General features: G+C 60.0%; 10 protein-coding genes and 1 CRISPR repeat array (1 of these 11 cut by a window edge). Of the genes, 7 read left to right on the plus strand and 3 right to left on the minus strand.

Features of this window, described 5'->3' with window-relative positions:
• Nucleotides 1-41: 41 nt before the first annotated feature.
• Nucleotides 42-257 carry a type II toxin-antitoxin system HicA family toxin gene (locus COW1_RS15095; RefSeq protein ID WP_201344662.1) on the minus strand — a complete coding sequence of 72 codons (216 nt, stop codon included), beginning with the start codon at nucleotides 255-257 and terminating at the stop codon, nucleotides 42-44.
• 391 nt (nucleotides 258-648) lie between these two features.
• On the opposite strand from COW1_RS15095, the gene cas3 reads away from it, so the two are divergent.
• Genes cas3 through csb2 form a run of 5 tightly spaced genes read left to right on the plus strand, consistent with a single transcriptional unit; the run spans nucleotide 649 to nucleotide 8,496 of the window.
• The gene (gene cas3 / locus COW1_RS15100) at nucleotides 649-3,054 is read left to right on the plus strand and encodes a CRISPR-associated helicase Cas3' (protein WP_242466448.1); all 2,406 of its coding nucleotides are present in this window, start codon (nucleotides 649-651) and stop codon (nucleotides 3,052-3,054) included.
• Entirely contained in the window at nucleotides 3,051-3,563 is a 513-nt protein-coding gene (locus tag COW1_RS15105) for a nucleotidyl transferase AbiEii/AbiGii toxin family protein (protein ID WP_201344663.1), read from the plus strand. The genes cas3 and COW1_RS15105 overlap by 4 nt, the downstream gene beginning before the upstream one ends.
• Entirely contained in the window at nucleotides 3,556-6,039 is a 2,484-nt protein-coding gene (gene csx17, locus COW1_RS15110; RefSeq protein ID WP_201344664.1) for a type I-U CRISPR-associated protein Csx17, read from the plus strand. Before COW1_RS15105 ends, csx17 begins: the two co-directional genes overlap by 8 nt.
• Nucleotides 6,040-6,063: 24 nt before the next feature.
• Nucleotides 6,064-7,008, plus strand: coding sequence for a type I-U CRISPR-associated RAMP protein Csb1/Cas7u (gene cas7u, locus COW1_RS15115; RefSeq protein WP_201344665.1), 945 nt, complete (start codon nucleotides 6,064-6,066; stop codon nucleotides 7,006-7,008).
• 3 nt (nucleotides 7,009-7,011) lie between these two features.
• The gene (gene csb2, locus COW1_RS15120) at nucleotides 7,012-8,496 is read left to right on the plus strand and encodes a type I-U CRISPR-associated protein Csb2 (RefSeq protein WP_201344666.1); all 1,485 of its coding nucleotides are present in this window, start codon (nucleotides 7,012-7,014) and stop codon (nucleotides 8,494-8,496) included.
• Nucleotides 8,497-8,578: 82 nt separating this feature from the next.
• Here the strand turns inward: csb2 and COW1_RS15125 are convergent, their stop codons facing one another.
• Together COW1_RS15125 and COW1_RS17145 are read right to left on the minus strand one after the other, a co-directional pair.
• Nucleotides 8,579-8,824 carry a type II toxin-antitoxin system PemK/MazF family toxin gene (locus COW1_RS15125; RefSeq protein ID WP_255534229.1) on the minus strand — a complete coding sequence of 82 codons (246 nt, stop codon included), beginning with the start codon at nucleotides 8,822-8,824 and terminating at the stop codon, nucleotides 8,579-8,581.
• On the minus strand, nucleotides 8,797-8,919 hold the full coding sequence (locus COW1_RS17145) for a type II toxin-antitoxin system PemK/MazF family toxin (protein ID WP_255534322.1): 123 nt from the start codon (nucleotides 8,917-8,919) through the stop codon (nucleotides 8,797-8,799). The genes COW1_RS15125 and COW1_RS17145 overlap by 28 nt, the downstream gene beginning before the upstream one ends.
• A gap of 214 nt (nucleotides 8,920-9,133) precedes the next feature.
• Between COW1_RS17145 and cas1 the strand changes: the two genes are divergently transcribed.
• On the plus strand, nucleotides 9,134-10,846 hold the full coding sequence (gene cas1, locus COW1_RS15130) for a CRISPR-associated endonuclease Cas1 (protein WP_201344667.1): 1,713 nt from the start codon (nucleotides 9,134-9,136) through the stop codon (nucleotides 10,844-10,846).
• Nucleotides 10,847-10,848: 2 nt separating this feature from the next.
• On the plus strand, nucleotides 10,849-11,139 hold the full coding sequence (cas2, locus tag COW1_RS15135; protein WP_201344668.1) for a CRISPR-associated endonuclease Cas2: 291 nt from the start codon (nucleotides 10,849-10,851) through the stop codon (nucleotides 11,137-11,139).
• Nucleotides 11,140-11,344: 205 nt separating this feature from the next.
• A CRISPR array of direct repeats spans nucleotides 11,345-14,420; the repeat unit is 36 nt; unit sequence GTTATCCACGGCATTTCGCCGTGGCCTCATTGAAGC (it continues 446 nt past the right edge of the window).

Genomic DNA, 14,420 nt, shown 5'->3' on the forward strand with positions numbered 1-14,420 from the left:
ATATGCGAATTGGAGTTGAGATCTGGCCATGGTTGATACGCTCAGTCGATGTTGTGCTTGTCGATGCCCAACTGCCGCAGTATCGCGTTCAGAAGACCGGGTCCGATTTCCTGCTTTCGGTCTTTCAATATCGTTCGCCGTGCTCCAGGGTAGAGTGTGACATGACTGCCTTTGCCGCGATGCGAAACCAGGCGCAGCCTTATTCCGCGTTCCTTCGCGTACCGCCTGAGTTTTCTGAGCAACTCGTTTCCGGTCATGATCCCGATCCTTGGGAATGGAAAGAGTATCGGACAATAATGTCCGAGCGTCAAGCCGAATGTCCGCACAGGACAGAGGGTTCGGTAGGGACTGAATTCAACGCAACGACACCGACATGCCGGAAATCCTGGGCCGTAAGTGGTTACAGGTAAGTATATTGATAGGGGTGGATCAGGTTTTGATCCTGTCTGGTGCTAGCCTGTAGCTGAGCTGGGTATTCAGGGGGGGTAGAATGCCCTATGAATTCGAACAAACAACTTCAACCAGGGAGTGACTGACGGCAGAGCAGCTTTCTTTTGAAGAAATTCAGCAAGCCGTTGCCGGCGATGCGGCAGCTTCCGGTGCCGCTGAAACGGATTCAATACCCTTTGTCGATGAGGGCAACACGCAATGATGGATTACCAAACGTGGTTCCGAACCGCCACCGCAGCGCAGGAACCATACTCTTACCAGCAGCGGCTGGCGCTGCAGCCATGGCCGGATCTGCTCGACGTGCCTACCGGCATGGGCAAGACGGCGGCAGTTGCGCTGGCATGGGTGTGGAAGCGCGGCTGGCGCGATGGCGGCCGCGCGCATGAGCCTGATCCGAACACCCCGCGCCGCCTGGTCTGGTGCCTGCCCATGCGTGTGCTGGTCGAACAGACGGCCGAAAATATCCGCGCGTGGCTGCGGCAACTCGGCATCCATGGCGAGGAAGCAGGGCAGGGCAGGGTCTCCGTGCATGTGCTGATGGGCGGCGAGAGCGATCTGAAGACCTGGGCCGAGTATCCGGAAGAGGACATGATCCTGATCGGCACGCAGGACATGCTGCTCTCGCGCGCGCTGATGCGCGGCTATGGAATGAGCCGCTACCAATGGCCAGTTCATTTCGCGTTGCTGCACAATGATTGCCTGTGGGTGTTCGACGAAGTGCAGTTGATGGGCGCCGGGCTGGCCACCTCGGCACAACTCGAAGCCTTTCGCCGTCGTTATCCGCTTGCGAAGGGCAGCCGAACCCTCTGGGTTTCCGCCACCGTCGATCGCGACTGGCTGGCGACCGTTGACATGCAGGCGCACATGGATTCGCTCGTCCGGCATACGATCGACGAGCAGGATCGCGAACAGGCGGGGGAGCGCATCCATGCCGTCAAACGTGTTGATCGGGCTGATGTCACCTTAACCAAGGAAGCGAACAACAAGGCAGGTTTACAAACCTATCTGGAAAATCTGTGCGATCAAGTGCTGTGGGCGCACGATCCGGCATCGCAGACGCTGGTCATTGTCAACCGCGTGGACCGTGCGCAGCAACTGTTCCGCCTGTTGCGTGAGAAACGCGGCGACAAAACAGATCTGCTGGTCCATGCGCGTTTCCGCGCTGCAGAGCGCGCCGAACAGGCCAATCAATTGCGCGGCAAGCGCGTGACCGACCGTATCGTCATCGCCACCCAGGCCATCGAGGCCGGCGTGGATATTTCCTCGAAAACCCTGGTGACTGAACTCGCCCCCTGGCCGTCACTGGTGCAGCGCTTCGGTCGCTGCAACCGCTACGGCGAGCATAATGCCGATGGCGCGCAGATTTTCTGGGTAGATGCTTCCGACGACGCCGATGCATCGCCTTACACGGCAGGGACTTTGGCGCAGGCACGCAGCAAGCTGGCCGAGCTCACCAGCGCCAGCCCGCAGGACCTTCCGCGAACTGATGAGACACGTCCACTCAGCGCCGTGCTGCGTCGCAAGGATCTGCTGGACCTGTTCAACACAGACCCGGACCTGTCCGGTTTCGACGTGGACGTGTCCGACTACATCCGCGACAGCGGTACGCCGGGCGTGCAGGTGTTCTGGCGCGATTTCAAGGACGATCCCAATCAATCCGGCCCGAACGGCAACCCCGAGGGTAGGCCAGCGCGCGCCGAAATCTGCCCGATTTCCATGGGCCAGGCCAAGGACATTCACAAACGTGGCGCCTGGTACTGGGACACCCTGGGCGACAAGACGCACAACGGCCAGTGGGTCCGTCTCGACCGTAATCCTCGCCCCGGCATGACATTGCTGTTGCGCGCTGCTGACGGCGGCTATGACGAAGCCATCGGTTTTGACGCCGCGCTCAAAAAGTCGCCGGTCCGGGTCGTAACGCCTGAGGTCCATTTGCTTGAGAACGCCTACGGCGAGGACTGGCGTTCGCAACAAGTCAAACCCGTGGCGCTATCCGAACACCTGGGCCATGTCGCCCGGCACGCTGCGGACTTGTGCGAAAAGGTGGGCGAGACAACGTACAGAATGCCGGTAGTCCGCGCCGGCCGCTGGCACGATCTTGGCAAGGCGCATACCGTTTTCGATGCCACCATGCATGCCTGCGACCAGGCCCCTGCGGGGTTTCTGGCCAAGTCGCCTTGCACCGCCAGACACAGCCGTAAATTCTTCCGTCATGAACTTGCCTCCATGCTCGGCTGGCTGGCCCAGCACGACGACGAGCCCGATGGCGATCTGATCGCCTATCTGATCGCCGCCCATCACGGCAAGGTCCGCATGAGCCTGCGCGCCATGCCCACCGAAGAGGCTGACGAAGGCGTCAAGCGTTTCGCTCGCGGCGTCTGGGAAGGCGACACCCTGCCGCCGCTGGATTTCGACGGCGAGTGCAGCGCCGAGACCACGCTGAAACTCGCCCTGATGGAAATCGGCGCGGGCGAACAAGGCCTCTCCTGGACTGAACGCACCTTGAAGCTGCTAGACGAGCACGGTCCCTTCCGGCTGGCCTGGCTGGAAACCCTGGTGCGCCTGGCCGACTGGCGCGCCTCGGCCGAGGAGCAGCAGCCATGAAGCTGGCCGCTTTCGAGGCCGTCGTCAGGGCGTTGAATGCGGCACAAGTGCGCTTCCTGGTGGCGGGTGGCCTTGCTGTCAATGCCCATGGTTATTTGCGTCTCACCATGGACATTGACCTGGTGATTGCCCTCGATGCTGACAGCATCGAACGGGCTTTTTCGGCTTTGGCCGAGATTGGCTATTGCCCCGCTGTGCCGATTGATGCCAAATCCTTTGCGCAGCCTGAAAACCGCAAGCGCTGGCAGGAAGAAAAAGGCATGAAAGTGCTCAACTTCTTCAGCGACAAGTTTCCAGCCACCTCGGTTGATGTTTTCATCCGCGAACCCTTCGACTTTGCCGAGGAATATGAAAGCGCATTGAAAGATCAGTTGCTGCCTGGCTTGGAAGTCCGCTTCGTTTCCATCCCCACCTTGATTCGCATGAAAGAAGCGGCAAACAGGCCGAAAGACATCGACGACATTCAGCATCTGCGCTGGATTCAACAAGACGAGGGCCGCGATGAGTGATGACGAAAGCATCGACTGGAGCAAGACCACCTGGGAAGGCAGTCGCCGTGAGCAACTGCGCCGCTGGCGCGCGCTCAGCCTGCACGAGCGCCTGCTCGCCGTCGAAGAAATGGCGGAACTTTCGCAGCGCTTGGCCGCGTTGCGTGAGCAGCGGCAATCCAGATTTGCCGATGAATTGCGCGAATCGCAGGCCGGCTACAAGGTGAAGTCCATGAACAACGAGATTGTATTGCACGGCTGCACGTCTACACCGCTGGCCAACTACCTCAAGGCCCTGGGCGTGCTGCGTCTGCTTTCAGCCAAATACCCGGACACGCGCGGTTTCTGGCGCGGCGAAGCGTTTGTGTTGCACACCGCCTTGGATCGCGCGGGGATTGAGCAATTCTTTCTGCATGATTATGAGCCGACGCCGATTATCTCGCCCTGGAGCGGCCGGGCCGGCTTTCTTGAGGGGGATGACGGGCAGGGCTCAAAGCGTAAGGGCGCCATCATCCTTGAGCGCATTGAGCATGCAGCCGGAAAGCGCTTCAAATTCTATCAACAGTTGGTTTCCACGATCCGCAACGTATCGGTGATTCAACAACTGGATCAGGCTCGCGCTGAGCGCAAACGCTTGGAGGTACTCAAAAAGGCAAAGAAGCTTGATCAGGCAGGCGCCGACCAACTGTCAGCGATTAAACGCCAGGAAGTCGAATTGAAAAGCGCGTTGTTGCGTGCGCTGCGCAATGAGCTCGACGATAGCGTTCTCCCATGGATCGACGCGTGCTTTGCACTGGCGGGAGACGATCGTACGCCCGGCCCGTTGCTGGGCTCTGGCGGCAACGAAGGAAGCATGGATTTTTCCATCAATCATGTCGGCTATCTGCTCGAACTGATCGACGAGAACACGGACGAGCCAACGCTTCTGGCGACACGGTTACTTGGCGACAGTTTGTTTGCTGAAATCTGCCCACGCGAATCCTCATCGAATATTGGATTTCTCGACACGCTCGCCACGGGCGGCGCAAACATGAGTACGGGCTTCGAAGGTGGTTCCAGTGGAAACATTTGGGACAGCGTGCTGGCCATGGAAGGCGCAATTCTGTTTGCTTCCCTTACGACCAAACGGCTCGAATCCACAGCATCTGGTCGTCCGAGCTTTCCGTTTGCCGTGTCGCCAAGCTTCGCAGGTGGCGGCAGCCTGGCCCCGAAAGAGAGCGCAAGGCCGGAGCTCTGGCTGCCGACGTGGGAGGGTGCGGCGACGCTCACAGAAGTTGCCGCCCTGCTTGCGGAAGGGCGCGTAACAAAAGGTAAAAGCACGGCACGCAGCGGCATCGATATGTTGCAAGCCATATCGGCTCTGGGTGCCGCGCGGGGCATCACTGCGTTCAACCGGTTTGGTTTTTATGAACGCCGCGGGCAGGGTTACTACGTGGTGACACACCTCGGTACGTTCGCTACGCCTAAAGTCGCCCATGACAATTGGATTATGACCGACCTGAATCGTCATGGTTGGCTCGATGCGTTTCGTAAATTTGCGCAGGACGACAAGACCGCCGGCCGCTATGGAATGCTGCGCAAACGCCTCGAAGATGCGTTGTTTGCCTTGGCAGGGAAAGCCCCGAATCGAATGCAGATGCAGTTCCTACTGATGCTACTCGGCGAGATCCAGTCCGTCTTGTCGAACAGCAGCAAGGCCAAGGAGTCGGTGCGTCCAATCCCGCGTCTTTCCAATCAATGGGTGCTGGCCGCCGACGATGACACACCCGCTTTCCGTATCGCCAAGGCGCTGGCGGGTCTGCGCGGCATCGGCGACAAACCTTTGCCGCTGCGCGCGCAACTCTTTCCGATGCAGCGTAAATACGATAAGTGGATGGCGCCGGAGGCCGGCGAGAAGGCGCGTGTGTACACCGGCCAGATGGGACGGTTGATCGATACGCTGCGTACGCTGCTCGAACGCCGGTTGTGGTTGGCGGAAAAACTGGATATGCCGGACAAGCCGCTGAGCAGTCCTGCCGGCGCCTCCTTGGATGACGTGGCTGCCTTCCTGCGTGACGACAGCATGGATGCGCGCATCGCCGCGCTGCTGCCCGGATTTTGTCTATGCGACATTCCGCAGGATACCGACCGATCGGCCGGTGATGGCTTGATCCACGCCGGCTTCGCATTACTCAAGCTCGCGCTGGCGCCGGATCGCACCCTGCGCAGTCTGGACTGGATGGGCGAAAATGATCATCTGCCGATCCCCACCGGCATGCTGGCGCAGCTTGCCGCCGGCAATCACGAAAACCGGGCTGTCAGGATGGCCTGTCAGCGACTGCGTTCGTCTGGACTGGCACCGATTTTCAGCCCTCATGCCATGCCCGAACTGCCGGGTATCGATCCTGCCCGGGCTGCCGCAGCCCTTTTGATTCCGTTGCGTTACGGCGCCATCGGGGCGCTTGCACGCAGCGTGTTGATAACCCCCGAAACCGAAACACAATCCGAATCCGCTTGATTGTAAAAATCCAAGGAGACCCTTATGAGCCTCGATCTTTCCGCCCTCGCCCATGCCCCGCGCCTGTTACTGCGCGCCAAACTCAAGCCGCTGCAGGGAACACGCTTTCAGCCCACCGGCTTTCCCGAAATCGGCGCCGCTCAATACGAAGGCCCTGACGGCACGCCCATGCTGCTGGTGGAATCGGCGCAGAGCATGGCCAATCGCATGGAAGCCGTTTGCTGGGACAAGGTGACCGATGACTGGATCGAGCCCCTTAAGGGACTTCCCGTCATCAAGGTCAAAGACAAGGACGGTAAGCCGCTGACCAACTCGGTGCTGGAGGCCCATCGCATCAACTCGCCATACATTCTGGTAGGGCAGGATAAGACCGTCTTTGACCGGCTCAAGAGCGAATTGGCCGATATGGAAGAGGGCATCGTCGACTTGCGTAAGCTGGCCAATGTGCTCTTGCGCCTGGATGTGAATGCTTTGTTGCATGGCGTCTTTTTGGCCAAAAAGGAGCTTGCAGGCGGTCGTCTGCGTCTGCCGCGCGCGCTATCGGCCTTCATCGAGGCGCGTGACAGCAAGGTCGCGGCCAGCGGCGGTGTAAAGAACGATTCCGTCAATCCGTCCGGCGACACCTCCAAGGGGTTCGGCAACGTTCCATTCGCCCGCGACGAATTCGTCTCGCCCGACATCAACGCCTTCTTCAACCTGGATCTCGCGCAGCTTCGGGGCTATGGCCTGCCGGAAACGGTATACCAACTGCTGGTTGCATTGGCGCTGTACAAGATTCGCGCCTGCCTTGAATACGGCCTGCGTCTGCGCACCGCCTGCGATCTGGAATGCGAGGGTGTTGAAATTCAGCGCCCGCAGGGCTTCGAATTGCCCGCTTTATCCGACCTGGAACAGGCGCTGCCCGGTCTCATTCAAGCCGCAAGCGGTGATGCTCAGTTCGAACAGACCACTGTCACCTACAGGAAATGACCCATGCTTGCGCTGTCCTTCACCTTTCCCGCCGGGCGCTACCACGCCACGCCGTGGGACCGGCATGTCAACGAAGGCGCCGTGGCCTGGCCACCGGAGCCCTGGCGCCTGCTGCGCGGCCTGATTGCCACCTGGCATCACAAGGTCAAGTGTTCGAGCAAACACAGCGACGCCACGCTAATGGCGCTGATCGAATCGCTGGCACAGGAGCTGCCGGAATATGCTCTCCCTGCGGCCAGCCACAGTCACACGCGTCATTACATGCCGCAGTTCGCCACCGGCAAGACCTCACTGATCTTTGATGCCTTTACCGCGGTCGGTTGCGACGACCCACTGATCATGGTCTGGCCTACGCTGGAATTACCGGATGATCAACGCGGTCTGCTGGACGAGTTGTTGGCGGTCATGGGCTACTTGGGCCGCGCCGAATCCTGGGTCGAAGCCCGGCGGGTGACCGAGATGCCCGAAACCAACTGCACACCCGGCACCCAGGCGCTCGACACGACAACGGGCGAGCTGCGCGGTGAAATCGTTACGCTTTATGCACCGCTCCCGCCGGAAGAATACAAAGCGCTTCGGCAAGGCTTTCTGCCCGATAAGAAAGCCGAAAAGAAACTCGGTAAAACCCTCCCCGACAACCTGCTCGATGCCTTGTCCATGGATACCGCCGACCTGCGCAAGCAAGGTTGGAATCAGCCGCCCGCCGCGCGCAAGGTCAGTTACCTGCGTCCTGTGGACGCGCTCAAGCCCCGGCCTGTCATTCACAAAGCCACCGCACTCTGCGCCACCACCGCCCGTTTCATCCTTATCGGAAAACCTCTGCCGCGCGTCGAAGACAGCCTGCGCATCGGTGAACTGATGCGCATGGCCGTGATGCATGCCTTCGGCAAGGACGCCGATGGCGGGCGTCGGGCGCCGCCCATATTCTCCGGGCATGATTTACCCAAAGACAACCGTCACCGTCATGCCTTTTACCTGCCCTGGGACAGCCATGGCGATGGCCGTCTGGATCGGCTGATCCTGCACGTGCCCGACGGGATGGATGCCGAGCAGCAGCGCGTTCTGGCGAAGCTGAACCGGCTGTGGAGCCGCGATGGGGGCCAATGGCGCCTGGTGCCGGAGGCGGTCGGCGGCATTGATGTGGGCGGTGTCCTGACGCAAAAAAGCACCGTCTGGCAATCGGTCACGCCCTATCTACACCCCTGGCATGTCAAAAAGCGATTTGGCATCGAGGATCAGCTTCGTCGCGAATGCCGTGAACGAGGGTTGCCTGAGCCCATCGGACTGGAACGGCTGGAACAGGTTAGGGTCGGTCCGCGACACAGTGGGCCCATGCGTTTTCATCGTTTCCGTTCCAAGCGTGGGCTGGAACAACCGGATCGTCAGGGCAGCTTCTGGCGCCTGACCTTCCCCGAACCCGTCGACGGGCCGCTGGCCTTGGGGTTTGCCTGCCATTTTGGTCTGGGGCTGTTCAAGCGCATTGATTGACAGTCCACAAGCTCTTTAACAATTCGGAACCCCACATCCGCCGCGCCCCGCCCAAGGCGCGGCGGCCTCATTGCGTATGGTCTCAGCCCATCCCCAGCATGGCCTGCAGGCTCGTTTCGAGGGCGGTCATTTCCTTTGCGGATAGCGCGGTCAACGGACCGCTCCCGAAGCGGCTCCGGTCCAGGGCGCGGGGCTGCTCCACCATGGCGTAGGCGTCCTTGAGCAGACGGTCGCGCGCGGCGATGCGGATGCGCAGGGGCTCGAACGCGGGGCGGAACTGCGTGGTCAGGGGAATGACGATCACGGTCGACAGGTCGCTGGCGAGCATGGCGTCGTTTGCATGACGATCACCGGGCGCAATTTCCCGGCCTCGGCGCCCTGATTGGGATTGAGCCTGGCGACCCAGACCTCGGCCCGGCGCATCAGCGCCACCAGGCTTCTCCGGTCTCCTCCGGCCAGGGGCCGCCCGCCGCGCGGCCTTCGGCTCTGTGGACGGCGTCATTGCCCGGGCCGACCGCCTGCTTGGCCATCTCCCGAGGCTACCCAGTCCGCGTGTGCAGCATCGAACCCACTAAAGCCCACATATCTGGTGCCGATTAATTACAGCTACCAGGAAAAGGGTTAGTGAGGTGCAGCAATGGACGATCAGCGCCAGGGAGAACTGCCCATGCCGTTCCCGGATCTGTCCGGGGACATGCCGCTGCTGCCGGCGCGCATGGTCAACGAATACAGCTACTGCCCGCGGCTGGCCTATCTGGAATGGGTGCAGGGCGAGTGGGCGGAGTCCGGCGACACCGTCGAGGGGCGCCATGTCCACCGGCGTGTGGACAAGCCGGGCGGCAAACTTCCGGAGCCGGGAGCGGGCAGCGAGGACGATCGTCTGCATGCCCGTTCCATCACCCTTTCCTCCAATCGCCTCGGGCTGATCGCGAAAATGGATCTGGTCGAGTCCGAGGGCGACAAGGTCACCCCGGTCGACTACAAGCGCGGCAAACGCCCCCACGTCAGCAAGGGGGCCTATGAGCCCGAGCGTGTCCAACTTTGCATACAGGCCATGATCCTCGAAGAGCACGGATATCGGTGCGATGAGGGGGTGTTGTACTTCGCCGGCTCGAAGGAGCGGGTGCGGGTGGTCTTCGACGAGGAACTGCGTGAGGCCACCATGGCGGCGGTGAATGGCCTGCGCTTCATCGCAGCAGGCGGGCAGATGCCTCCGCCGCTTGAAGACAGCCCGAAATGCCCGCGCTGCTCCCTGGTGGGCATCTGCCTGCCCGATGAAGTGAATTTTCTGCAGGCGGGCCGGATCGAGCCCCGTCCCATGGCCGTGGGACGAGATGAGGCGTTGCCGTTGTACGTGCAGTCCCACCGCGCCAAGGTCGCGAAGAAGGGCGAGACCCTGGAGGTCACGGTGGATGACACAAAGGCCGCGACGGCGCGCCTGCTCGATGTCTCCCAGCTGGTCCTGATGGGCAATGTCTATGTCACCACGCCCACGCTGCACGAACTGATGCGCCGGGAGATCCCCATCACCTGGCATTCCTACGGCGGCTGGTTTCTCGGGCATACGGTCGGCACGGGCCACAAGAATGTCGAGCTGCGTACCGCCCAGTACCAGGCCAGTTTCGACGAACGGGCCTGCCTGATGCTGGCGAAGGGCCTTGTGCGGGCAAAGATCCTGAACTGCAGGACACTGTTGAGGCGGAACTGGAGGGGGGATGGGCCGCCCGACGAGATTGTCTCCCTGCTCAAGCGCGACGCCGAGGCGGCCCAGAGGGCGAAGAGCCTGGATACACTGTTGGGCATCGAAGGCTCGGCCGCAGCCCGGTACTTCGGCGCCTTCTCGAATCTGATCAAGAAGAATGCCGATACGGAAAGCTTCAGCTTCGATTTCAATCGCAGGAACAGACGCCCCCCGACCGATCCGGTCAATGCCCTGTTGTCCTACGCCTACTCCCTTCTGACCCGGAGCTGGACGGTTGCATTGACGGCGGTCGGATTTGACCCCTACCGGGGGTTTTATCATCAACCCCGCTATGGCAGGCCCGCCCTGGCGCTGGACATGATGGAACCCTTCCGGCCGTTGCTGGCGGATTCGAGTGTGCTGACCGCCATCAACAACGCCGAGGTCAGGCCCAGTGATTTCATCTCGGCTGCCGGCAGCGTGGCGCTCACGAACGATGGACGAAAGCGATTCATTGCAGCATTCGAGCGCAGGCTGAGCCAGGAGATCACACACCCGTTGTTCGGCTACCGGGTGAGTTATCGTCGCCTGCTGGAAGTGCAGGCTCGGTTGCTCGGTCGACATCTTCTGGGCGAGCTTGCGGAATACCCGAATTTCCTGACGAGGTAGGCATGGACGAACGTCTGTACATCGTGACCTATGATATATCCGAACCCAAACGCTGGCGTGCCGTGTTCAAGCTCATGCACGGGTATGGGGAATGGCTGCAGCTGTCCGTGTTCCAGTGTCGGCTGAGCCGCCGCCGACATGCCGATCTGGTGTCCACACTTGACCAGATCATTCATCACGAGCAGGATCATGTATTGCTCATGGACCTCGGGCAGGTTGAATCTGTCTCGCCCCGGGTCATCAGCCTGGGCAAGGAGTTCAATCCCGTGGAACGGGAACCCATTATTGTCTGATCTTTTTGCCCGGCCAGCGCGAGCGCTGCTGTGGTGGCGAAATTCCCGGGGAGCGCTCGAAAGCCGTAATGTATTGATTGAAAAGGGTGATTTTGTGTTGCGGTTGTTTCCGCGTGTTGAGAAGGATCTGTTATGCTGTCTCAAGGCTTGAGCTCTCGAACATACCCATTACAGTCCGCATTATTGCTGGGCTGCAGCGGGGGCTGTTATCCACGGCATTTCGCCGTGGCCTCATTGAAGCAGCCAGGCGTGGCGCAGGATGTAGGTCCGGCCTGTGGTTATCCACGGCATTTCGCCGTGGCCTCATTGAAGCGATCCAGGAGATTTCACGTGGCCAAACAGACACTGACAGTTATCCACGGCATTTCGCCGTGGCCTCATTGAAGCACGAATGTTTCCGCGTCGCTAGTGGCGAAAAACAATGTAGTTATCCACGGCATTTCGCCGTGGCCTCATTGAAGCACCAAACAGGTGACGGGTATCACCTCGACCAGCGGCAGGTTATCCACGGCATTTCGCCGTGGCCTCATTGAAGCACAGCAGAATCAATCGCCCTCTCAAGATCGCCGTGCGTTATCCACGGCATTTCGCCGTGGCCTCATTGAAGCCAGTCCTTGGGCGTAATGCGCCGAGGTTGAGGTATTGTTATCCACGGCATTTCGCCGTGGCCTCATTGAAGCGACTCATGTCACTTTTTGCGACATTACATTTTTTGGTTATCCACGGCATTTCGCCGTGGCCTCATTGAAGCAACGGTCATTGCCATGATGTATTACTCCTTCTGCTTTGTTATCCACGGCATTTCGCCGTGGCCTCATTGAAGCTTAAGTTGCAGACTGAGTTCCATATTCAGATGAAGTAGTTATCCACGGCATTTCGCCGTGGCCTCATTGAAGCTAATTCGATTCCCGGCGCGCAATCGCGGACAGTAGACCGTTATCCACGGCATTTCGCCGTGGCCTCATTGAAGCATCGAGTCTCCGCGTTTCCCCGGCGGTATCCGCTATGTTATCCACGGCATTTCGCCGTGGCCTCATTGAAGCCCTCCAGGTGGTACTCGTTGGCGTAGTAGTCCACCAGTGTTATCCACGGCATTTCGCCGTGGCCTCATTGAAGCAACACGACGCAGAGATTATTGCCCACGACACGGGAAGTTATCCACGGCATTTCGCCGTGGCCTCATTGAAGCACATATGGCAGCACCGAAGGGAAACAAATTCTGGGAGTTATCCACGGCATTTCGCCGTGGCCTCATTGAAGCGGGTATCTGGAACGGACGCTGGGCATTGAGATCATCGTTATCCACGGCATTTCGCCGTGGCCTCATTGAAGCGACCTGCCACACGCGGCGGTAACGGATGGTGCGGTGGTTATCCACGGCATTTCGCCGTGGCCTCATTGAAGCTTCGTGGATGATGGTCATTCACACAACCCGTAGCTGGGTTATCCACGGCATTTCGCCGTGGCCTCATTGAAGCGAGCCGGACGCCCGCGAGACCTACGCCCTGATCACGTTATCCACGGCATTTCGCCGTGGCCTCATTGAAGCGATGTCCTGCGCGGTGCCCACGAACACCGGCTGGAGTTATCCACGGCATTTCGCCGTGGCCTCATTGAAGCGCGACTGGTGCGGCGAACATAAACCAAAGGGGCATGTTATCCACGGCATTTCGCCGTGGCCTCATTGAAGCTCGTCCACTTCCAGCTTCTGGCGCAGAGCGGCCAGAGTTATCCACGGCATTTCGCCGTGGCCTCATTGAAGCTGGTTGTCGCGGGCGTACTCATGCAGGCCGTAGAGCAGTTATCCACGGCATTTCGCCGTGGCCTCATTGAAGCGGGCCGTTCGGGTTGTGGGGGGTGATCCGGCGCGCCATGTTATCCACGGCATTTCGCCGTGGCCTCATTGAAGCGAAGTAAAGCGGGGTGCCGATGGCCCATTCAGGGACGTTATCCACGGCATTTCGCCGTGGCCTCATTGAAGCCAGGACACAGCGGGGACCACGCCTGTCACAGCGGACGTTATCCACGGCATTTCGCCGTGGCCTCATTGAAGCCGATGAGATGGTCAAGCGTTCCGGCGAGGCCGTCGCCGCGTTATCCACGGCATTTCGCCGTGGCCTCATTGAAGCGACTATGACCCGCGGGAGATTATCGGCACTGTCGTGTTATCCACGGCATTTCGCCGTGGCCTCATTGAAGCCAGTGCATTGCCATCGGCTGGTCGATCGTCACCGCTCGTTATCCACGGCATTTCGCCGTGGCCTCATTGAAGCACGGAGAGGTTCGCAAGCAAGAGCCGGGCTGCGCCGTGTTATCCACGGCATTTCGCCGTGGCCTCATTGAAGCTGATCGACTGACTGAATCGGCACCGTCGCGACGACGGTTATCCACGGCATTTCGCCGTGGCCTCATTGAAGCGGACTCGGACTGAGTCGGTGACGCGCAATCTGCGCATGTTATCCACGGCATTTCGCCGTGGCCTCATTGAAGCCCCGGTATTAAATATTCGTCCGCTGGCAAATGATACGTTATCCACGGCATTTCGCCGTGGCCTCATTGAAGCGATTACAAAGAGGCCCGCGAGCTGTGGGGCTGGAATGGTTATCCACGGCATTTCGCCGTGGCCTCATTGAAGCATCGTTGCCTACTTCGGCAACACGGCAGCCGAGACCGTTATCCACGGCATTTCGCCGTGGCCTCATTGAAGCGGGCAGATCGCTGATCTCAAAATCGCCGGTCGCGCTGTTATCCACGGCATTTCGCCGTGGCCTCATTGAAGCTCTCAATAGTGCTGTAACCGTTGGCGCAGCCCACTCGTTATCCACGGCATTTCGCCGTGGCCTCATTGAAGCATGCGGGTGTAGATGTCCTCCACGGCGGCGCGGTGGACGTTATCCACGGCATTTCGCCGTGGCCTCATTGAAGCCTGCAGGGCCTCGGTGGCGTCCTGGCTGAGCTCGATGGCCGTTATCCACGGCATTTCGCCGTGGCCTCATTGAAGCTATCGCGATGCGTTGTTGACTTTGCGCAATGGCTTGTTATCCACGGCATTTCGCCGTGGCCTCATTGAAGCTTATCATCGCCACGAAAAGGGAATGCGCCGTTACTGTTATCCACGGCATTTCGCCGTGGCCTCATTGAAGCAAGACGGCGGCACGTCAGGCCGGCATGGATCGCTCAAGTTATCCACGGCATTTCGCCGTGGCCTCATTGAAGCTTCGCCGGCTGCCACTCCTCCCCGCCCAGGGCCACACCGTTATCCACGGCATTTCGCCGTGGCC

Origin of the sequence: Thiohalobacter sp. COW1, from assembly GCF_016629505.1 — a bacterium.
Taxonomy (GTDB): domain Bacteria; phylum Pseudomonadota; class Gammaproteobacteria; order Thiohalobacterales; family Thiohalobacteraceae; genus Thiohalobacter; species Thiohalobacter thiocyanaticus_A.